Origin of the sequence: Nocardia amikacinitolerans (genome assembly GCF_900215415.1) — a bacterium.
In the GTDB taxonomy this organism is placed as follows: Bacteria; Actinomycetota; Actinomycetes; order Mycobacteriales; family Mycobacteriaceae; genus Nocardia; species Nocardia amikacinitolerans.
The window spans coordinates 128409-148435 of record NZ_OBEG01000010.1 but is presented as its reverse complement, the minus strand read 5'-3'; the positions used below and the strand labels follow the sequence as shown (position 1 = coordinate 148435).

Here is a 20027-nt window from a genome sequence, read left to right as displayed (position 1 = left end):
CGGGTGACAGGGTCGTCGCGCTATTTGCGTACGACGCGCTCGCCCTCGCCCGGCTTCCAGATCGTGATGGCGAGCTGATCGTCGGCGACCTCCACACAAGAGGCGCCCGTGAGGTCGGCGACGTAGAAGTGGTCGAACTCCTGGCCACGGATATCGAAGCCGCTTTCCTCGAACAGATCCTGCGCGAATCGCGCGTGCAGCTCGCGGTCCGGCAGGTCGGTGACGGTGCCGAACAGTTTCGCGTCGCCGTCGCCGACCATCGTGTCGACGGTCGCGGTGTGCAGGCAGAACCGTGGGTCACGGCCGAGGTCCTTGAACTTCGTCGTGCCCGGCATGCCGACGATGACCAGCATGCCCTCGAAGATCCTCGGCTCCACCGGACTGATCCGCGGCGAACCGTCGGCGCGGAGCGTGGCCAGCATGCACAGGTTGCCGGTCGCCTTGTGGCGACGGCGGAAGACGGTCGAGATCTTCGGCGCTTCTTCGGTGAACTCCGTCCAGAAAGTCATGGCGCAGACGCTACGCCCGAAACCTGACAGCCCACGTCAAGGTTTCCCGATAATCTTCGGGACATGCGAGCGAGTCGACTGGTGCAGCTGCTGTTGCTGCTGCAGACCAGGGGGCGGATCTCCGCGCCCGAGCTGGCGGCCGAGCTGGAGGTGTCCGTCCGCACGGTGTACCGCGACGTCGAGGCGCTCTCCGCGGCGGGCGTCCCGGTCTACAGCGAGCCGGGCCGCGGCGGCGGTGTCCGGCTCGTCGACGGCTACCGGACCCGGCTGACCGGCCTCACTTCGGAGGAAGCCGACGCGGTGCTGCTGTCCGGTCTGCCCGACGCCGCGGCCGATCTCGGACTCGGCACCGTGCTGGCCACGGCTCAGCTCAAGGTGCTCGCGGCGCTGCCGCCGGAACTGCGCGGCCGGGCGACCCGGATCGCCGACCGGGTGCACATCGACGCGCCCGGTTGGTTCCACCGGCCCGAGGAGACGCCGACCCTGGCGGTCATCGCCGACGCCCTCTGGCACGACCGCAGACTGGACGTCCGCTACGGGCGCAAGGACCGCGAAGTGCGACGGCTGCTCGACCCACTCGGACTGGTGTCCAAGGCGGGCACCTGGTATCTCGTGGCGCGGCACGAGGCCGACATTCGCTCCTATCGGGTGAGCCGGATTCTCGACGCCGCACCGACCGGCGACTTCTTCGACCGACCGGACGATTTCGAGCTCGCCGCGCACTGGGCGGCGGCGCAGCACGAGTTCGCGCGGTCGATGCTTCGGGTGCGGGCGCGCTGCCGGATCGACGCGAAGCACGTGCGTCTGCTGCGGCTCGGCTTCGAACCCGCGGCGGTCGCCGAGGCGCTGGCCTCGATGGGCGAACCGGACGCGGCGGGCTGGGTGGTGGTCACCTTGGCGGCGGAATCGTATCCGGTTCTGGCGCACGGGATTCTGCCGCTCGGCGAGCACGCCGAGATCCTCGATCCGCCCGAGCTGCGCGCCCAGCTCGCGCGGACCGCGGCGGCGATGGCGCAGCGCTACGGCGCCGCGCCGCCGAGCCCGCAGCCCACCGATCCAACGCCATCGAGCATCGCCTGACGGCGAGCCGCCGATGTGGACCGCGACCTGACGCGGGTGTTCCCGCAGACCTCGAAGGTCTGCGGGAATGCGGGGTGGGTCAGCGCAGGGTGCGGAAGAAGGCGCGGATGTCTTCGGTCAGGAGGTCCGGGGCTTCCATGGCGGCGAAGTGGCCGCCGCGGTCGAACTCGGTCCAGCGGACGATGTTGTGCTGCTCTTCGGCGATCTTGCGGATGGACAGGTCGCCGGGGAAGATCGCCGCGGCCGTCGGGACGCCGGAGTTCTTCGCCGCGCCGCCCCACGCCTCGCCCTCGCCGTAGAGCCGGATCGAGGAGGCGAACGTCCCGGTGAACCAGTAGAGGCTGACGTTGGTGAGCAGCGCGTCGCGGTCCACCGCGTCCTCGGGCAGCTCGATGGACGGGTTGGTCCAGCGCTGGAACATGTCCACGATCCAGGACAGCATGCCCGCGGGCGAATCGTGCATGCCGATGGCCAGGGTCTGCGGGCGGCCCGCCTGCACCATGGCGTAGCCGAAGCGGGTGAAGCTCTCCTCGCCGGTCAGCTTCTCCAGCTTCGCCTGGTCCTCGGGGCTGTACCCGGACTGCCCGCGGCCCCAGGAGCCGCCGCCCGCGCTCGTCGCATCCCACTGGTCGCCACCCTCGGCCGATCCCCAGCCCGCGCCATCGACCGCACCACCAGCGTCGACCGCGGGTGTCCCACCGCCCGGCAACTGGTCGCCGACTGCGGCAGGACCCGGCGAGATCGCATCCGCACCCCCATCGCCGCTCGCCCCTTTCTCGCCGCCCCAGGACGCATCCACGCCCGTACCAGAGAGCCGCGCACCCACATAGCTGCCCGCGCCTTTCGCACCGCCCTGCGGCTGATCGCCGCCTTCGGCCGCGCCCCAAGACGGCGCGCTCGCGTCACCAGCCGCATCCCAGGACTCGCCGCCTTCGCCACCCCACGACTCCGCATCCCACGACGGGATCGTGATCGGGCCGTTGACGTGGATGCCGACGACGTGGTCGGTCGCGATGCGCCCCAGTTCGGTGGAGACGAAGTATCCGGCGTCGCCGCCCTGTGCGCCGTAGCGGTCATAGCCGAGGCGGGCCATCAGCTTCGCGACCACTTGCGCGTAATGCTCGGTGGATCCCTCGCCCACCTTCGAACCGACGCCGGAGAAGGCGAAACCGGGCAGTGACGGGACGACCAGGTGAAACGCGTCCGCCGGGTCTCCGCCGTGCGCGCGCGGATCGCTGAGCGGACCGAGGACGTCGAGGAATTCGATGAAGGTGGCGGGCCAGCCGTGGCTGAGCACCAGCGGCAGGGCGTCCGGCTCGGATGAGCGGACGTGCAGGAAGTGCACTTGCTCCCCGTCGATCTCGGTGACGAACTGCGGCAGCTCGTTGAGCTTCGCCTCCGCGGCGCGCCAGTCGTAACCGGTGCGCCAGTACTCGGCCAGCGGCTTCAGGTAGGAGACCGGCATGCCCTTGTCCCAGCCGACGCCGGGCAGCTCGTCGGGCCAGAGGGTGTCGGCGAGGCGAGCGTGCAGCCGGTCGATCCGCGCCTGCGGGATCTCGATGCGGAAGGGGCGAATGTCCTGTTCGGTCGTCATGCGAACGACGGTAGGAGCCGCTTAGGACAGTTCCGTTCCTAAGGATCTGGCATTCTCGAGATCATGTTGGAGACCTCGGCGCGCCTGCTGAAACTGCTCGCGTTGCTCCAGACGCATCGCGACTGGACCGGCGCGGAACTCGCCGAGCGCCTCGCCGTCACCGGCCGGACCATCCGCCGCGATGTGGATCGACTGCGCGAACTCGGCTATCCGGTGCACGCCACCCGCGGCACCGCAGGCTACCGGCTGGGGGCGGGCGCCTCGCTGCCGCCGCTGCTGCTCGACGACGAGGAGGCGATCGCCGTCGCGGTCGGGTTGCGGGGCGCGTCCGACGGCACGGTCGCTGGCATCGAGGAGGCCGCGCTGCGGGCGCTGTCCAAGCTGGAACAGGTGCTGCCGCCGCGGCTGCGTCATCGCGTGCGCACCCTGCGCGCGGCGACCGTTCGGGTAGGCGCGCCCGCGGCGACGGTGGAGCCGGACACCCTGATGGCGATCGCCGACGCCTGTCAGCGCCGGGAGCGTCTGCGCTTCGACTATCGGGCGCACGACGGGGCGACGGCGGTGCGGGACGTGGAGCCGCACGGTCTCGTGCACTTCAGCCGCCACTGGTATCTGGTCGCCTGGGACGTGGCGCGCGCCGACTGGCGCACCTTCCGGGTCGATCGGCTGGCCACGCGCGTCCCCACCGGCCCGCGTTTCACACCGCGCGAACTGCCGGAAGGCGATGTGGCGGCTCATCTCTCGATGCGGTTGTCGTCGCGCGCCTGGCCCTGTCGCGCGACCGTGCTGCTGCACGCCTCGGCCGAGGTCGCGGGCCCCCAGGTCTGGCCGGGCATGGGTGTCGTCGAGGCCGTGGACGAGTACAGCTGCCGCCTGCACATCGGCGCGGACACCCCGGAGGCGCTGACCTGGATGATCACCTCCGTCGACCTCGACTTCACGCTGCTCGACGGCCCGCCCGAGTTGGTCGCCGCCCTCCGCGCCCAAGCCGCGCGATGCACGGCAGCCCTGCGCGACTTTCCCGTCTGATCCACCTGCCCCGGGTCGACCGGTCCGGAACCGACGCTTTCGGGCGGGCATCAGTCGCTCAGCCGATTTCGATCACGCGCAGACGTCGCGGCCCGCCCTTTTGACCCAGGGCGATCAGAAGAAGGTGTGTACCAGGTCGACCACGCGAGGGCGTTCGGCGTCCGCGTCGTCGACGACCGGGATCAGCCGCCATTTGTCGAAGGCCGTGCACGGGTGCGAGAGACCGAGCCGCACCACCGAGCCGACGGGCAGGTCGGCGGCCGTGGCGCCGGGCAGGCGGACGAAGGCGTGCTGATCGTTGAGCGCGCTGACCGTCGCGCCGGAAGGCACCGGCGATCCGGAAACGAGTTGCGGGACAGGCAGTCCCAGATCGTAAGGCAGGTCGCGCTTGCCGCCGTCGAGCAGCGCGAGCTCCGGCTCCGGCCGGGAGAGGGTGCGGGCCCAGCCGTGCATCGCCGCGCGCAGCGGCCGGTCCGTGCGGTCGGCCGCGAGCGGGGAGATACCCGCGTAGAAGCCGTCGTCGTGGATCAGGTAGGCACCAGAACGCAACACCACCGTGGTCGGAACGCCTTGCGCGCCTTGTTCGTCCGCGAGTCCGGCCAGATGCTCGACGACCAGGTCCTGGTAGGCGCTGCCGCCCGCGGTGACGATCGCGCGGCCCGGATACCGCCCGCCGTCGGCGAATTCGCGGTGCAGCCGGGCGAGCTCGTCCAGGTAGCGGTCGACCGCGGCGAGGGCGTCCGCGCCCCGGTCGTGGGCAAGCGCGGCCTCGTAGCCGCCGACGCCCGCCAGCGTCAGGCGGCGCGATCGCCGGACCGCGTCGGCGACCGCGTGCGCGTCCTCGACCCGGCGCAGTCCCGTACGTCCGCCCGGACCACCCAGCTCGACGACGACCGCGATGCGAACATCGGGCGCGTCCGCCAAGGCCTCGTCCATCAGCGCGACGGCGGCGACGTCGTCCACCCAGCAGTAGAACTCGAAATCGGCGTCGCGAGCCAGTTCCGTTGCCACCCAGCGCAACCCGATCGGATCGAGCAGGGCATTGGCCAGCACGACGCGCGACACCCCGAACGCGCGGGCCAGCTGCACCTGCCAGACGGTGGCCAGCGTGATGCCCCAGCAACCGGCGGCCAGCTGCTCGGACCACAGCTGCGGCGCCATGGTCGTCTTGCCGTGCGGGGCAAGGCGCACACCCGCCGCACTCGCCCAGTCGGCCATCACCGACAGGTTGGCCGTCATCGCGGCGCGGTCAAGGGTCAGCAGCGGCGTCTCGAAATCGTCGAGGAACGGCCCGGTCGCCAGAAACTCGTGGACGGTGCGCCCCCAGGCTGCGGGCGGCATTCCTTTGTGTTCCGGACCGATCACCCGATCACGCAGTGCGGCAACGGCCTTCTCATCGATTGCCACGGTCTTCCTTTCCGCGGATCCGCGCCTCGGAATCCACAACATCCGGACCTGTGCCGAACCGTCCGCAGCCGCACGAGGCAGCGATGGTCGAAGTCGGCGCGTCGAACTCGGCGCGAAACAGCCTTTTCGGCGTGGCGGTTTCGCCGAGACTCCCGCCTACCCCGAATTGCGCAGCGCGGTGGCCAGACCGTTCATCGTCAGCAGGATGCCGCGTTTCACCAACTCCGAGTCGTCGCCCGCGCGCAGCCTACGCAACAACTCCACCTGCATCTGGTTGAGCGGCTCCAGGTACGGAAAGCGGTTGTGAATGGACTCCGCCAGCGACGGGTTGTCCGCGAGCAGCTGCTCGTGGCCGGTGATGGCGGCGTGCATGCGCAGGGTCCTGGCGTGCTCCTCGCGAATCATCCCGAAGATCTGCTCGCGCAACGCCACGTCGTCGACCAATTCCGCGTAGCGCGCGGCGATGTCGAGATCGCTCTTGGCCATCACCTGCGCCAGATTGGACAGCACCGTGCGGAAGAACGGCCAGCGCCGGTACAGATCCGACAGCGTCGCGAGCCGTTCCGGATCGCCGCCGACCCACTCCTCCAGCGCGGCCCCGGTGCCGTACCAGCCGGGCAGCATCACTCGTGCCTGGCTCCAGGACATCACCCAGGGGATGGCGCGCAGATCGGCCACCGAGCTGGTGGGTTTGCGGGAGGCGGGCCTGCTGCCGATGTTCAGATCGCCGACTTCCGCAACCGGCGTCGATTGCCGGAAGTACTCGACGAATCCGGGCGTCTCGTGCACCAGCCGCGAGTAGGCGGCGCGCGCCCTCGCCGCGAGATCGTCCATGAGCTCGTAGGACGGCTCGGCGTCGGCGCCGAGTCCTTCCATGTCCAACAGCGTCGACTCCAGGGTGCCCGCGATGAGCGACTCCAGATTGCGATGCGCCGCACCGGGTTCGGCGTATTTGGCGGCGATCACCTCGCCCTGCTCGGTGAGCCGCAGCGAACCGTGCACCGCGCCAGCGGGCTGGGCGAGGATGGCGTCGTAGCTGCGGCCACCGCCGCGGCCGACGGTGCCGCCGCGACCGTGGAAGAGCCGCAACCGAATTCCCGCCTTGCGGGCGACGTCCACCAGGTCCAGCTCCGCGCGGTACAGCGCCCAGTTCGCGGCGAGGTACCCGCCGTCCTTGTTGGAATCGGAGTAGCCGAGCATGACCTCTTGCCGCATTCCCTTGGCGGCCACCAGTTCTCGGTACACCGGCACCTCGAGCGCCGCGGCGAGCGTGTCCGCGCCCGCCCGCAGATCCTCGATGGTCTCGAACAGCGGGACGATGTTCGCCGAGCAGTGCGGCGGGCCGTCCGGCTCGCCGGGATCGAGCAGGCCGCCCTCCTTCAGCAGCAGCGCCGCCTCCAGCATGTCGCTGACCGAGGTGCACATGCTGATGATGTAGTTCGGCACGGCCTCCGCGCCGAAGGTGTCGACGACGTCTTTGGCGGCCCGCATGATGGCGACCTCACCGGTGGCCAGGTCGCTCAACCTGGCGTACGGACCGAGCAGCGGCCTGCGGGTGCGCAGCTCGGCGGCGAGCAGGTCGACCCGTTCGCGCTCCGGCAAGCTCCGGTAGTCGGCGTGCACGCCCGCCCAGGCGAGCAGTTCGGCGACGACCTGCTCGTGCACCTCCGAGTTCTGCCGCATGTCCAGGCCCTGGAGATGGAAGCCGAAGGTCTCGACGGCGTGGCGCAGCGCGGCGAGCCGGTCGTCGGCGAGCAGGCCGTCGCCGGTGGCCCGCATCGAGGCGTCGATGGCGTCCAGGTCGTCGAGCAGGGCGCGCGGTGTGGGATACGGCGCGGCGTCGGTGTCGGTGATCCCGTCGGCGGGCGGCGCACCGAGCGCGGCGGTCGCGGTGGCCGTCAGGCGGGCCCGAATGGCATGCAGCGCACGGCGATACGGTTCGTCGGCGTGCGCGGTCGGATCCGGATAGCCCGCCTCCGCGAGCGCGGCCACCTCCGGGGTCACCCGCACCAGACGCGCGGACTGCGCCAGCGTCTTCTCCAGCTCGACCAAGTCGCGCAGGTAGCGGCCGAACGCCACCGCCGAGGCCTGGGTGGCCGCGTGCCGCACGACATCCGCGGTGACGTAGGGGTTGCCGTCCCGGTCACCGCCGATCCAGGAGCCGGGCCGCAGGATCGGGCGGGTCAGCAGGTCGGCGCCGGGCCAGCGGGAGCGCAGCGCGGCGCGCACCTCGGCGTTGATCGCGGGGATGACGTCGAGCAGGGTCAGCTCGTAGTAGCGCAGACCGACGGCGATCTCGTCCTGAATCCGCAAGCGCGCCAACCGGATCAGGGCCGTGCGCCACAGCGAGAGCACCTGGCGGCGGATGCGCAGCTCCAGGTCGGCGCGCTCCGGTTCGGTCTCGGCGTAGCGCTGGCGGCGGCGCATCAGCTCGGTGATCTTGGTCTGTCCGTCGAATACGGTGCGGCGGCGGGTCTCGGTGGGGTGCGCGGTGATCACCGGCGAGACCAGCGCGTCGGTGAGCAGGTCGGCGACCTCCGCGCCGTTCAGCGCGGCGGCGTCGAGCTTGCGGTAGGTGGCGGCCAACGAGGAGTCCTGCGGCGGTTCCCCCGCGGCGGTGTGCACCGCGCGGCGGCGGTCGCGCTGAATGTCCTCGGCCAGGTTGGCCAGCAGCACGAAATAGGTGAAGGCGCGGATCAGCGGCAGCGCCACCGCGATGTCGACGCCGCGCAGCATCTCCGCGACGGCGCTGCGCCCGACCTCCTCGCGCCGCACCCGGAACGCCTCGATGCGGACCCGCTCGATCAGGTCGAAGACCTCGGGGCCCTCGTGATCACGGATGGTGTCGCCGAGCACGCCACCCAGAAACCGGATGTCGTCGCGCAGCGGCCGGGTCGCGTCCTGTTCGGTCTCGATCCGCGGTTCGGTCATGAGATCGACCCTACTGCCGGTTTCCACCGAACGACGCGACGGACGTGCCAGGATCACACTCCCCCGCGCCCTCCACGCCGGTGTCGAGACACCCCGGAACGGCGCGGGTCGGTCACCAGACGTGGCCGGTGACCGGACGCCACCGTTCGCGCCGCGCACTCGCACGCGTCCAGAACGGTCGGCGCGGCAGCCGACCGAAGGCCGCCTTCATCCCGCCAGACAGACCGGAGGTGACCTTCGTTCACCCGGCCTGCGTGCCCGGTGAACCGACCGAGGGTGACCTCCATCGTGATCGGCCGACTGACGGTGACCTTTGGTCGGATGGCCGCCGGGTGGCTATAGAGTGCGGATCACTCGCGCCGGGTTGCCCGCGGCGAAGACGGCGTCGGGGAGGTCGCGGGTGACGACGCTGCCCGCCCCGACCACCGTGTTCGCGCCGACCGTCACTCCGGGGCAGACGATGACGCCGCCGCCGAACCACACGTTGTCGCCGATGGCGATCGGCGCCGCCGACTCCCAGCGCTGCCGTCGCGCCTCGTGGTCGGTGATCGGGTGCAGGGCGGTGAGCAGCTGACAGCGCGGGCCGATGGAGACGTCGTCGCCGATGGTGATGGGCGCGCAGTCGAGCAGGATGGCGTCGTAGTTGAGGAAGCTGTTGGCGCCGATCTCGATGAGATAGCCGTAGTCGCACTGGAACCGGGGCATGATCCAGGACCCCTCCCCCAGCTTGCCGAGCAACTCGCGCAGCACCTGCTCGCGCCGCGCGGTCTCGTCGGGGGCGGTCCTGTTGAACTCGTCGCACAGCGACTGCGCCCGCCGACGGTCCGCGACCAGCTCAGGATCGCTGTCCTTGTACAACTCCCCGCGCAACATCCGCTGCTTGTGCTCGCCCATTCGCCCCACGCTAGCCGAGCGACCGGCGCGACCCGGTCAGCCGACCTCGCGCGCCGTCCGGTGCGGAGCCGAAAGGCGATGCAGCAGAACCTGTTCCAGCAGACCGACGAGTACCTCCTTGACCGACTCGCGCCGTCGCGCGTCGCATTCCAGGACGGGGATCCACGCGTCGAGTCCCAGCGCCTCGCGCACCTCGTCGAGCTCGAAGCAGGTGCCGCGCTCGAAGCGGTTCACCACCACGACGAACGGGGTGTCGTGCTCCTCGAAGTAGTCCAGCACCGGGAAACAGTCCTCGATCCGGTCGGTGTCCACCACGAGGACCGCGCCGAGCGCGCCGTCCACCAGGTCGTCCCAGAGGAAGACGAAACGGTCCTGGCCCGGGGTGCCGAACAGGTAGAGGATGAGCGAACTGTCCAGCGTGATGCGCCCGAAGTCGAGCGCGACGGTGGTCTGCGTCTTGTCCGCGCGGTGGCCGGGATCGTCGACGCCGACCGCCATCTCGGTCATGGCGGCTTCGGTGACCAACGGCTCGATCTCGGAGATGGCGCCGATGAAGGTGGTCTTGCCGACGCCGAAACCGCCGCTGACGACGATCTTCACCGACGAAGGCAGCGCCGGTTCCACGAGCGGAACCGGCGCCTCAGAGTGCCCGTACAAGATCCCTGATCCTCTCGATGGCTGCGGTGGAGAGTTCCTGGGCGTCGCGGACCGTCACGTGGCCCGCGGCCACGAGATCGCTGACGATCACCTTCGCGACGCCAACCGGCACCCGCAGCGCGGTGCCGACCTCAGCGATGGAATGCGGGCGTTGGCACAGCCGCACCACGGTGCGCTGCTCGAAGCGCAGCGGCGCCGAGAGCGCGGCGGGCGGCGCCTGCACCAGGGTTTCGATGCGCAGACCGTCCAGCAGCGGGGTGGTGCGCCCCGCGGTGAGGACGAATGGACGCACGAAGGCGTCGGCGGCCGAATCTCTCATCTGCGCAACGTCTCTCTGAGTTCCGAGATCAGGGCGGGATCGAGCAGTGCGCCCGCGCGTTCGGCGAGCATCGCCATCTCGTAGCCCACCAGCCCGACGTCGCAGCCGCCCTCGGCGATCACTCCGAGGCAGCTGCCGTCGCCGAGCGCGGAGACCAGCAGGAAGCCGCGCTTCATCTCGATCATGATCAGCTTCAGGCCGTCGAACTCGTAGCTGCGCGAGGCGCTTCTCGCCAGGCTCGCCAGACCCGACACCATGGCGGCGAGCCGGTCTCCGCCTGCGCGGTCCAAGCCGTCCGACATCGCGATGAGCAGGCCGTCGGAGGAGACGGCGACGGTGTCGCGGACGCCATCGGTGTCGCGAACGAAGTTGGCGAGCAGCCAGTTGAAGGTGTGCGGGTCGGCGGTCTGCGGCAGGTGTGTGGTCACGGGCTCCCCTTCAGGATCGTCGTTGCTACTGCGGTGGTCTCGGCCGGATCGGCGGTGCGCCTGCTTGTTTCGGCGCGCGGAGCGGGATCGCTGCCGCGCTGGTGGCCGGTGCGGAAGGCCGCGAGCATGCCGCGAACCTCGTCCGGCGAACGTTCGACGGCGGGCGCGGCGGGTGGGCGCTGGACGGATCGGCGCTGAGCGGCGCTCTCCGCTGCGGGGCGAGTTCGCTTGGTGCGCTTGACCAGTCCGTTGCGTGTGCGTTGCACCGCTGGTTGCTCGTCGCCCGAAGGAGCGCGGAACCAAGGGGATTCGCCCTGGTCGGCCGGTAGTCGAGTGTCACTGACGCCCACGGCTCGGTGCCGGGGACCGATAGTGGCGGAAAGCGCGTGCGCAGAGGGAGATTCGCGCCGAACCACTCCGGTACCGACGCCGGGCCGCCCCTCGGCCATCGAGGAGCCGACGGCCCGTGCCGACCGCTCGGCCATACCATGTCGGGCGCCGTTCACCTCGGAGGAATCCGGTGTCGAGCGACCGTCTCCGACGCCGTTTGCCTCGATGGACGCCGGGTGCGGCGCTGGTGCCAGCGGACTGGAGGGGCGCTCTCCTGCCGTGCCGCCGACCCGTGACAGCGGTTCTCCAACCGCTTTCCCGCCGCCGCCCGAACCGGCCGACGTGGACGACGGATTGTCTTGTCCCCCCAGAAGTTCCGTCGGCAACAACAGCCGCGCCACGATGCCGCACACGGGGGCGACAGTCAGTTCGACGTCGATGCCCAGCCGCTTGGCGAGCCTGCCCACCACGTAGTGGCCGAGGTAGCGGGTCGGGGCGACCATGAAATCGCGATCGCCGCGCAGACGAGCGTTGGCCTCGGCCAGTTGATCCGGTGGCAGGCCGACGCCGTGGTCGACGACCGCGAGCAGGTACCCGCCGGGCAGTTTCCGGCCGTGGATCTCGACTTCCAGATCCGGTGGGGAGAAGGCGAGTCCGTTCTCGATCAGTTCGGCGAGCATGTGGGCGAGCTCGCTGACCACCGCGCCCGCGACGGTCACCTCGTCGATGCGCCGCAGCACGACCCTGCGGTAGTCGTCGACCTCGGACAGGCCCGCGCGGATCACGTCGGTGAGCGCGATCGGTTCGGCCCAGCGCCGCGGACTGCCCTCGCCGACCAGCACCAGCAGGCTCTCGGCGTTGCGGCGCATGCGGGTGGCGAGATGGTCGAGTTCGAACAGATTCGACAGCGCCTTCGGATCGAGTTCCTCGCGTTCGAACTCGCTGATCAACCCGAGCTGGCGACGCACGAGATTCTGATTGCGCCGGGCCAGATTCGCCATCGACTCGGTGCTGTTGCGGCGCAGCAGCGCCTGTTCCGAGGACAGGTCGTAGGCGGTGGCTTGCACCCGGTCCAAGGCGGTTGCGACAGCGGCGATCTCGACGGCGGCTCCGGCCGGCGTGCGCACCGGCTGCGGCCGCTCCGGCGGTGTATCGCCACCGGCGTGCCACGCGGCGATCACCTCGGGCAGCCGCCGCCCGGCCACGTCGTCGGCCTCGGCGGCCAGCGCGGCGAGCGGCCGCACGATGGCGCGCACGCCTGCCACCACCAAGGCGATCTCGACCGCGATCGCGAGCAGCGCGGCGATCAGGAAACCCGCCAGGGTCAGCGCCGCGGTCCGGCGCAGCTCGGCCGCGCGCTGGCGCACCGCGTCGCCGACGGCCTGTTGCACGGCGCGCTGGTCGTCGATGACGGCCGTCATCTGCGCCCACCACATGCTCGGATCCACCGGCCGCACCAGCGGCCCGCCGCTGGAATCGATGGCCACGCGCTCGGATTCGGCCGCGTTGGTCGCGTCGGCTCCGCGCAGCACGGCGTCGAGCTGCTCCCGCTGCGCGGCGGTGGCGTCGCGCGCGAACGCGGCGAGCCCGGCCGTCTTGGCGGCTCGAATGTCGAGGAAGTGCACGTACTCGCCGGGCTCGAAGCCGTCGGCGGCGAACACCCCGTTGAGGAAGCCGCGCTCGCGCGCCGTCTGTTCCTTCGCCTCGCCGAGCGCGTACAGCGCCAGCAGACCGTGCCGCACCTCGGCGTCGCGAGCCTGGTCCAGACCCAGCCGCGGACGGTTCAGTGCATCGATGGCGTCGGTGTAGAACTGGAACGCGGCCGCCCGGCCGATCCGGCCCGCGTCGACCTGGGCGCGGACGGCGGGCAATCCGGCGAGCTGACCGACCGCGACACTGATCTCATCGGAACCCGCTGGGGCGCCGGACAATTCGGCGTCGAGCGTGCGTAGCGCCCGGTCGGTCGCCCCACGCTGGTCGGCGACAGCCTGGCGCAGCCGGATGTCGCCGCCGAGCAAGCCGTTGCTCAGACCGCGCTCGCGCTGCGCCTCGTGCAACAGGTCCTGGACGACCAATGCCAGCGAGACCGCATCCACCGTGTCACCGCTGCGCCGGAACGCCTGGACTTCCCTGGCGAGGGTGAGACCGAGCAGCGTGAGCACCAAAGTCAGCGAAACGAACAGAATTCTGGCCAATCGGCCCCGAATAGTGCGCGGCCGAACTATTCTGCCGAAGCCAGCCGGTTCGGACGCGGCGGCGGAAACCCTTGCCGCGCCGCCTGTCTGCGACCTCGAACGCACACGCACCACCCCGCTCCTCGCGAACAGCGACCGCGACGGTTCAGGAACGAACGCGCGGAATCAGGAGCAAGCTGTCACAGCCAAGCGGGGGTGTCAACGCGAAAATCCGACAAAACGGACACCTATCACGATTCTAAACACGCTGGTAATCCAGTATTTTCGCGGTTTCGATCCGCTCACATCGCGCCGCACCCGACGGTGACCGCGGTGCGTCGCCGAGTCCTCAGCCGATCGCGTCCGCGAGGATGCCGAGCACCGCGTCCGAGGTGTAGAACGGCTCGAGCCGCTCGCGAATCAGCTTGGCCAGCACACCGTTTCGCTTCGCGCCCTCGATCACCGCCGGACCGTAGCGCAGGATCTCGGTGGCGATGTCGTCGCCGGAGAGGCCCAGCTCCGGCAGCATGGCCGCGAGCGTGTAGTCGCCGTACTTGGCGTAGAACACCTCGACACACTCCTCGACGAGCAGGCCGAAGTACTCCTTCTCGCGGGTGGTCACGGCGATCTCGTAGCAGAGCAGCACGAGTTCGTTGAGATCCTTCTGGGTCAGGTACTCGCGCAGGCCGCTGACCGGCTCGTCGGCGTGCAGATCCCAGAACTCCATGGCGGCCGAGTGCACGGGTGCGTCGCGCAGCATCTCGCGGATCGCGTTGTTGGTGCGCTTGAGCGCGAACATCGCGCCCTTGCCCGCGAGATCGCCGACGAAGGTGCCGTCGGCGGCCTTCTTGGCGCGGTTGGCGGCCGACTGACCCAGCGACATGAGCGAGGAGACGCCGGGGATCTTCTCGGCGCGTTCCCGGTTGGCCTGCATGAAGTCGTTGATCAGCTTGTCGACGAACTTCGAGGCCACGGTGGCGACCAGCGGGCTCTCGGTGAGCCGGTCCAGGATGCGCTCCTGGGCCTGGTGCATACCGAAGATCTTCTCCAGCAACGCCTCCACCGGCTCCCGCTCGACCACCTCGCCGAGGGTGTAGTCGTGATTGGCCGCGATGTTGTCGTAGATCGAGTCCGCGAACACCCCGACCATGTCGGCAAGGACGGGACTGCCGCCGATCAGGTCGACGACCGTCGCGACCGTCTGCTTCGCCTGGTCGAGCTCCACGACTTCGCGGAACAGGAGGGTGTCGGCGACGCCGAGCACCGCCTCGACATCGCGGGCGACCACCTCGGCGAAACGGTCGCCGGTCACCTCGGCGAGCAGCCACTCCACCTGGGCATCCAGCAGCCGTTCGGCGATCTCACGCGGCTCGCTCATCGAAATTCCACCCATTCGTTCTCGGTCCGGCACAGGTCGGACCAGCGCGGGTCAGCCCGCGTCGTTGCCGCGCAGCGATTTCCGTATCTGGTCCAGACGTTCCCGCGCGGCCTTCTCGCGCGCGGCGAATCGTTCGTCGGCGCTGCGGCCCGCCGGGGTCTGCCGGTCGAGCTCACCCATCCCCTGCGCAGTGCCGAAGCGCTGCTCGACCTTATCGCGAACCGACTCGAAAGTAGGCACCCCGGATGGCGAATATCCGCCGGTCTCGGGCGGTGCGGTGATACCGGTCGGTTGAACCGGTACCGCCGGTACCGGGAAACCGCCTCCGACCTGCCCGGATGCCGACGCGTCCGCGACGCTGTCATACACCGAAGCGCCGGACGTGGCGGGACTCACATCGGACCCGGTGCTCGCATCACCCGCCCCGATCAGCTCGTCAAGGGCCGCGCGGACGGCCCAGAACGTCGAGCGCCCCTCCACCGCGGCGCGCAACGTCGCCGCCAGTTCCGCGTCCGGCAGGGCGGCGAGTCGGGCGAGGATTTCTCTCGTATCGCTCATAACGCCAGGCTACGCACCGGAACAGACCGCTCGCCCCGTACTATTCGGCGAGCACCTCCATCGCCCAGGCCCGCAGGGTGGCGGGCCATTCGGCGCCGAGCAGCGCGATGAGGTCGTTGTGCCCGCCGCCCGGCACCACCACGAGCCGCTTCGGTTCCGGCGCGGCGGCGTACAACCGCTCGGCATTGCGCAGCGGTAGCAGTTCGTCTTGGTCGCCGTGCATGATCAGCACCGGCGCGGTGAGTCCGGCGATCCGCCGCAGGTTCGGGTAGGCGTCGGGGATCAGCGGGCGCGGCAGGAACGGGTAGATCGACCCGGCCGCGTCGCGGATGCCGGTGAAGGTCGACATCAGCACCAACCCGGCGGGCGGATGCGCCTCGGCCAGCTCGAGCAGCACACCGCCGCCCAGCGACTTGCCCAGGTACAGCACCCGATTCGGGTCCACCTCCGGCCGGGCGAGCAGCGCGGCGCGCGCCGCACGCGCGTCGAGGTAGGTGCCGTGCTCGCTTGGTCGTCCGGTGCTGCGGCCGTAGCCGCGGTAATCGAAGGTGAGCACGTCGAAGCCCGCGGCGACCAGCAACGCGAAGATCGCGACCCGGTCGCCGATATTGCCCGCGTTGCCGTGTGCGAAGAGGACGTGCCCGATCGAGCGCGGCGCGGGCAACCACCAGGCGTGCAGGATCTCGCCGTCGTCGGTCCGCGGGGACAGGTCGATGTAGTCCAGGCCGACCGCGGCGGGCGTCTGCCAGACCTGCCGCTCCGGCAGGTAGGTCAGCGCGTTGAGGATCCGAGCCGCGGGATGTCGCATGCAGACGTTCTTACCCCGCCCGGCCTGGGTGGTCTGCCCGACCCGCCCCGACTCGGCGGCCGGGTTCAGTCGACGACCACGTCGACGCCACGCCAGAACGCCACCCGGTCGCGCACCATCTCGGCGTCCGGCTTGGGTGTCGGGTAATACCAAGCGGCGTCGGGGTTACGCTCGCCGTCGACGGTCACCGTGTAGTAGGACGCGGTGCCCTTCCACGGGCAGACCGTGTGGTGCTCGCTGGGCTCGAAGTACTCGCGGCGCACGGCGTCCGCGGGAAAGTAGTGATTGCCCTCCACCACGACGGTGTCGTCGCTCTCGGCGAGCACCGTCTCGCGCCATACCGCTCGTACGGTCATCGGACCTCCCGGTCGTCGGAGGAAAGCTGCCAACCGCCACGCTACTCCCGAACACCCCGCCGCCGGCCGCCGCGAGCGCCGATCCCGGAGCGACCGTTTCGCAACGCCCGTGTCGTGTTGCCCGTGTCACACGGCTGCTCCGTCACAAGGGCGCGATCTCGGGCGTCTTGTGTTCGTTCAGCACACAGCACCCACGAGTGAGGACGAACCATGAACGAGCCCAACGGAAATCGAACGATCGCCTTGGTCACCGGGGCCAACAAGGGGATCGGCCGTGCGGCCGCCGAGGCACTCGCGGCGCAGGGCGCGATAGTCCTGATCGGTGCGAGAGACCGGCGCCGCGGCGAAGAGGCCGCCGCGGCGCTGCGCGTGGCAGGTGGCAGTGTGCACGCGATCGCCTTGGACGTCACCGACTCGAGCACCGTCCAGGCCGCCGCGACGTACGTCGAGGAGCGCTTCGGGCACCTCGACGTGCTGATCAACAACGCGGGCATCACCGGCTCCGGGCAGGTGTCCCCGGAAGACGCCCACGACCAACTCCCCAGCACGGTCGATCTGGACATGGTCCGGTCGGTGTTCGAGACCAACGTCTTCGGGGTGATCGCGGTGACCAATGCCATGCTGCCGCTGTTGCGGCGCTCGCGAGCACCGCGCGTCGTCAACGTCAGCAGTCACGCCGCGTCCCTGGCCCTCACGAGCGATCCGGACGGCCCCTTCGCGTCTCTCCTGCCGTCGGCGGCGTACACGCCGTCCAAGGCGGCGCTCAACGCGCTGACCGTGCAATACGCCAACGAGTTGCGCAAGGACGGCATCCTCGTCAACGCTGTCGCCCCTGGTTACGTCGACACCGACAGCAACAACCACACCGGGTTCCTGACGCCCGCGGAGGGCGCGGCGGTCTTGGTCCGCCTGGCTACGCTCGGCGCCGACGGGCCGACCGGTGGCTTCTTCGGTGCGGACGGCCCAGTGCCCTGGTGACGAGCGCAGGCGGGCGAAGTCCGCCTCGGCCCGCGCGTGGCCGGAGCGAACGCGGCGGTACGGCTAACCGCGCAGGACCGCGCCCACCGCCTCGGCGGCCGAGGCGACCGCGGCGTCGCGGGCGGCGCTCGCCTCGTCCTCGGTCAGCGTGCGATCGGCGGCGCGGAAACGCAGGGCGTAGGTGAGGGACTTGCGACCCTCGCCCGCCTGCGCGCCCTCGTACACGTCGAACAGGGCGATGTCCTCGAGCAACTCGCCGCCGCCGGTGCGCAGCGCGGCCTCGACCGAGCCGGCGGGCACCGACTTCTCGACGCTCACCGACACGTCCTGCAGCACCGCCGGGAACGGCGACACCACCGGAACCGGACGAGACTCGCGCAGCGGCAGCGCGTCCAGGTTCAGCTCGAGCGCGCAGGTGCGCGGCGGCAGGCCGGAACGTTCCAGCACGGCCGGGTGCAGTTCACCGGCGTGGCCGACGACCTGGCCGTCCACCACCAGCTCGGCGCAGCGGCCGGGATGCCAGGGCAGGTGCGCGCCCGCGCGACGCTCGATGGTCACGCCTGCCGCGTCGGCGATGGCGTCGGCCAAGGCGAACGCGTCGGCCGCCTCGGCTTGCCGTCCGGGACCCCACGGTCCGCGCGGCTCGCGGCGGCCGGTCAGCACGGCGCCGACGTGCACCGGCTGGGCGGGCAGCGAGTCGATCAGCTCGGCGATCTGCTCGTCGGTCGGACGACGGTCCACCGCGAGCGCCTCGACGGCCCTGGTGTTCGGACCGGGCAGCACCACCTGGGCGATGCCGTAGATCGTCAGGTCGCGGGCGCCGCGGGAGATGTTGCGCGCGGCCACCTCGAACAGACCGGGCAGCAGCGTGGTGGCCAGTTCGGCGCGCTCCACGTCGAGCGGGTTGAGCACCCGGGTGGTGGTGCGGCGCGGATCGTCGGCGTCCAAGCCCCAGGTGTCGAACACGCCAGCGGGCAGGAACATCGGCGGCGGCACCTCGACGCCACCGGCGAAGGCCAGCGCCCGGCTGACCGCGCGGCGACGGCGCTGCGCGGCGGTGAGTCCGCGCCCGGCCGGGGCGGTCGGCAGCACCGAGGGGATCTGCTCAAGGCCCTCTAGCCGGAGCACCTCCTCCACCAGGTCGGCGGGCTGGGCCAGGTCGGGCCGCCAGCTCGGCGGGGTGACGACGAGCTGACCGTGTCCGGTCTCCTCGTTCACCGACACCTCGACGGTGCAGCCGATCTGGGCGAGGCGGCGCGCGGACGTACCGGTCGGGTACGTGACACCCGCGACGCGGTCGGCCAGGTCGATGTCGATGCGGATCGGCTCCGCGGGCGGTGTCGGCACCCGCACGTCGGTGAGCGCGGGCTCGATGGTGCCGCCCGCGATCTCGGCGAGCAGGGTGGCGGCCCGGTCCAGCGCGACGACGTTGATCTCGGGATCGACCACGCGCTCGTAGCGCTTGCCCGCCTCGGACACCAGCTTGTGCCTGCGCGCGGTCCGGTAGACGAGCAGCGGGTTCCAGGTGGCCGCCTCGAGCACCACGTCGGTGGTCTGCGAACCGACCTCGGTGCTCGCGCCGCCCATCACGCCCGCCAGCGAGACCACACCGGAATCGTCGGCGATCACCACGTCCTCGGCGTCGAGCACCCGCTCCACCTCGTCGAGGGTGCGCAGCGACTCGCCCTTGTGCGCGGTGCGGACCACCAGACCGCCGGTGAGCTTGTCGGCGTCGAACGCGTGCAGCGGCTGGCCGAGCTCGAGCATGACGTAGTTGGTCACGTCGACCGCCGGGGAGATCGGGCGCACGCCCGACAGCAGCAGGCGCCGCTGCAGCCACCACGGGCTGACCGCGTTCGGGTCGATGCCGGTGACCCGCCGCACCGCGAACCGGGTGCACTTGGAGGAGGGCTCCAGCTTCACCGACCAGGCGTCGGCCTCGTCGTCGGGCAGCGTCCGCACCGCCGGGTCGGCGTACTCGAGATCGAAGCCGCAGGCCAGCTCGCGCGCCAGGCCGCGCACCGAGAAGCAGTAGCCGCGGTCGGGCGTGATGTTCAGCTCGATGACGGTGTCGTTCAGGCCGAGCAGCTCGTTGGCGTCCGTGCCCGGCTCGGCGGTGCCCGGCTCCAGCACCAGGATGCCGGAGTGGTCCTTGCCGATGCCGAGCTCGGCGACCGAGCAGATCATGCCGTTGGAGACGTGGCCGTAGGTCTTGCGCGAGGAGATCTTGAAGCCGCCGGGCAGCTCGCCGCCGGGCAGCACCACGACGACGAGATCACCGACGGCGAAATTCCGTGCGCCGCAGACGATTTCCTGCAGCTCCGGGTTGCCCACGTCGACCTTGCAGAAGCGGATCGGCTTCTTGAACTCGGTCAGCTCGGTGATCTCGGCGACGCGGCCGACCACCAGCGGCTTGTCGATGTCACCGGTCACCCGCTGGAGCTTGTCGACCTCCTCGACTTCCAGACCCACGCGGACGAACCCGGCATCCAGTTCCTCCGGCGTCACCGACCACTCGGGCGTGGTGCGCTGGATGATCTCGGTCAGCCAGGACTGCGCTACTCGCACTTGAGGTTTCGCTCTCTCGATCGAAGGGA

General features: G+C 70.5%; 17 protein-coding genes. 3 read left to right on the top strand and 14 right to left on the bottom strand.

What is annotated here, in order from left to right; all coding sequences use genetic code 11:
* Positions 1–20 precede the first annotated feature (20 nt).
* Entirely contained in the window at positions 21–509 is a 489-nt protein-coding gene (locus CRP45_RS32620) for a pyridoxamine 5'-phosphate oxidase family protein (RefSeq protein ID WP_067793087.1), read from the bottom strand.
* A 63-nt stretch (positions 510–572) separates the two neighbouring features.
* Between CRP45_RS32620 and CRP45_RS32615 the strand changes: the two genes are divergently transcribed.
* Complete coding sequence (locus tag CRP45_RS32615) at positions 573–1589, top strand: helix-turn-helix transcriptional regulator (RefSeq protein ID WP_097248444.1); 1017 nt, start codon at positions 573–575, stop codon at positions 1587–1589.
* 79 nt (positions 1590–1668) lie between these two features.
* Here CRP45_RS32615 and CRP45_RS34865 read toward each other — a convergent pair whose 3' ends face one another.
* A complete protein-coding gene (locus CRP45_RS34865) occupies positions 1669–3183 on the bottom strand; it encodes an epoxide hydrolase (protein WP_097248443.1) in 1515 nt (504 codons plus the stop codon).
* A gap of 63 nt (positions 3184–3246) precedes the next feature.
* Here CRP45_RS34865 and CRP45_RS32605 point away from each other — a divergent pair, with 63 nt between their 5' ends.
* Complete coding sequence (locus CRP45_RS32605; protein ID WP_097248442.1) at positions 3247–4212, top strand: helix-turn-helix transcriptional regulator; 966 nt, start codon at positions 3247–3249, stop codon at positions 4210–4212.
* 114 nt (positions 4213–4326) lie between these two features.
* Here CRP45_RS32605 and CRP45_RS32600 read toward each other — a convergent pair whose 3' ends face one another.
* From CRP45_RS32600 to CRP45_RS32550, 11 genes are all read right to left on the bottom strand, one after another.
* Positions 4327–5661, bottom strand: a complete 1335-nt coding sequence (locus tag CRP45_RS32600; RefSeq protein ID WP_097248441.1) for a type III PLP-dependent enzyme domain-containing protein — start codon at positions 5659–5661, stop codon at positions 4327–4329.
* Between the two features lie 114 nt (positions 5662–5775).
* Positions 5776–8550 carry a phosphoenolpyruvate carboxylase gene (gene ppc / locus CRP45_RS32595; protein WP_067793108.1) on the bottom strand — a complete coding sequence of 925 codons (2775 nt, stop codon included), beginning with the start codon at positions 8548–8550 and terminating at the stop codon, positions 5776–5778.
* 336 nt (positions 8551–8886) lie between these two features.
* Positions 8887–9444 carry a sugar O-acetyltransferase gene (locus CRP45_RS32590; RefSeq protein ID WP_097248440.1) on the bottom strand — a complete coding sequence of 186 codons (558 nt, stop codon included), beginning with the start codon at positions 9442–9444 and terminating at the stop codon, positions 8887–8889.
* A 36-nt stretch (positions 9445–9480) separates the two neighbouring features.
* Positions 9481–10056, bottom strand: a complete 576-nt coding sequence (locus CRP45_RS32585) for a GTP-binding protein (RefSeq protein WP_097248496.1) — start codon at positions 10054–10056, stop codon at positions 9481–9483.
* Between the two features lie 28 nt (positions 10057–10084).
* Positions 10085–10420, bottom strand: a complete 336-nt coding sequence (locus CRP45_RS32580) for a DUF742 domain-containing protein (RefSeq protein ID WP_067793118.1) — start codon at positions 10418–10420, stop codon at positions 10085–10087.
* Complete coding sequence (locus CRP45_RS32575) at positions 10417–10848, bottom strand: roadblock/LC7 domain-containing protein (RefSeq protein WP_097248439.1); 432 nt, start codon at positions 10846–10848, stop codon at positions 10417–10419. The genes CRP45_RS32580 and CRP45_RS32575 overlap by 4 nt, the downstream gene beginning before the upstream one ends.
* Positions 10845–13373, bottom strand: a complete 2529-nt coding sequence (locus tag CRP45_RS32570; RefSeq protein WP_245910667.1) for a sensor histidine kinase — start codon at positions 13371–13373, stop codon at positions 10845–10847. Before CRP45_RS32570 ends, CRP45_RS32575 begins: the two co-directional genes overlap by 4 nt.
* A 328-nt stretch (positions 13374–13701) precedes the next feature.
* Positions 13702–14730, bottom strand: coding sequence for a hypothetical protein (locus CRP45_RS32565; RefSeq protein WP_097248494.1), 1029 nt, complete (start codon positions 14728–14730; stop codon positions 13702–13704).
* Between the two features lie 51 nt (positions 14731–14781).
* Positions 14782–15288 (bottom strand): PspA/IM30 family protein, encoded by a 507-nt coding sequence (locus tag CRP45_RS34130; RefSeq protein ID WP_179831092.1) that lies wholly within the window; start codon positions 15286–15288, stop codon positions 14782–14784.
* Positions 15289–15328: 40 nt separating this feature from the next.
* Positions 15329–16096 (bottom strand): alpha/beta hydrolase, encoded by a 768-nt coding sequence (locus CRP45_RS32555; RefSeq protein WP_097248438.1) that lies wholly within the window; start codon positions 16094–16096, stop codon positions 15329–15331.
* A 65-nt stretch (positions 16097–16161) separates the two neighbouring features.
* Positions 16162–16452 (bottom strand): DUF427 domain-containing protein, encoded by a 291-nt coding sequence (locus CRP45_RS32550; protein WP_097248437.1) that lies wholly within the window; start codon positions 16450–16452, stop codon positions 16162–16164.
* Between the two features lie 210 nt (positions 16453–16662).
* Here CRP45_RS32550 and CRP45_RS32545 point away from each other — a divergent pair, with 210 nt between their 5' ends.
* Positions 16663–17430, top strand: coding sequence for an SDR family oxidoreductase (locus CRP45_RS32545; RefSeq protein WP_097248436.1), 768 nt, complete (start codon positions 16663–16665; stop codon positions 17428–17430).
* A gap of 63 nt (positions 17431–17493) precedes the next feature.
* Here the strand turns inward: CRP45_RS32545 and pheT are convergent, their stop codons facing one another.
* Entirely contained in the window at positions 17494–19998 is a 2505-nt protein-coding gene (pheT, locus tag CRP45_RS32540; RefSeq protein ID WP_097248435.1) for a phenylalanine--tRNA ligase subunit beta, read from the bottom strand.
* Positions 19999–20027: the final 29 nt, after the last annotated feature.